This is a genomic window from Azospirillum sp. B4 (assembly GCF_000333275.1).
In the GTDB taxonomy this organism is placed as follows: Bacteria; Pseudomonadota; Alphaproteobacteria; order Azospirillales; family Azospirillaceae; genus Nitrospirillum.
Window position 1 is genome coordinate 1 of the sequence record NZ_BACU01000567.1, and the last position, 1,012, is coordinate 1,012.

The 1,012-nt window shown below is 64.4% G+C and carries 1 protein-coding gene; it reads right to left on the minus strand.

From position 1 onward, the window contains the following. The coding region (locus I55_RS36305) for a helix-turn-helix domain-containing protein (RefSeq protein ID WP_199902721.1) at positions 1–860 on the minus strand (860 nt) is incomplete at its 3' end. Positions 861–1,012: the final 152 nt, after the last annotated feature.

A 1,012-nucleotide genomic window follows, 5' to 3' on the forward strand; every position in this document is an offset into this window, starting at 1 on the left:
CTATCCCGTAGGGCCTCCTCCTGGGACCGGAGGTTGTCAACCAAGTCCCTCAGACGCTGCTGGATGCGCTGCTGCGCCTCATCCGAAGAGCGGGCGAACCGTGAGCGAAGGTTGCGTGTTTCCCGACGAATGGACTGCAGCTCCTCCAGGGACACACCAGCGCCGGCAGCACCGTCGAGGGAGGTGGGGGTAGCCTGGCCAAGGCGGATTTCCAGTGACACCAGGTGCTCCTCGATGGCGAGGGTGAGGCCGGTGACTTCTCCCGCCAGGAAGACGATCCGCTTCTGGAGCTCCACCTGCTGCTGGGCGACACGCCTGCATGCCATGGCGAAGGAGACCAGAGGCCTTAAATCGAATCCCATGAAGACCACGATACCGCCACTGTTATCCCGGATAGGGTGGCGCCGATTATTTTCACCATAGTGAACTTGCAACGCACCGACTTCCCTGAGTTGGCGGATGTGGCGTGTCACAGTTGGCAGCGACCCGGCGCTGAGTGCCAGCCGGTCATTGCTGACGGAACATGACGGCATGCCGCCGGCGACCCAGCTGCGACGGTCGGTCGCCTCGACGATGACAGTCAAGGTGTTGATGGCGCCGGGGCAGAGGCCGCTGCGGCGCCCCGCTTCCAGGATCGGCCGAAGGAGCTGACGCGGGTGGGCATACCCCTCAGGCAAGCCGGTAAAGTCCGAGGCGGCGGCGGCGGCCTTGTAGCCGCCGGGCCCTGAATGCGGCCGACCCTTGGCTTGGCCTCGGGGCCCGCCTTGGCCTGGCCGGTTGAGTGTCACGTGAAATCGACGGGGGACGTCTATACGGTCCGCCACGGCGTCCACGCCGGGCGGTTGATGGCCATGGTCCATGGCAAGCCTCTCCTCAACCCGGCGATCCCGGAGATCCAATCCGGGTTTGACTAGGACGAACCGGGAGGGAGGCAATAGGGGAGCGTTTGCCGTTTCGATAAAACGGCTGCATCCCTCTGGCACCTGAATGAGGATAGCGGTGCTGATGGCCT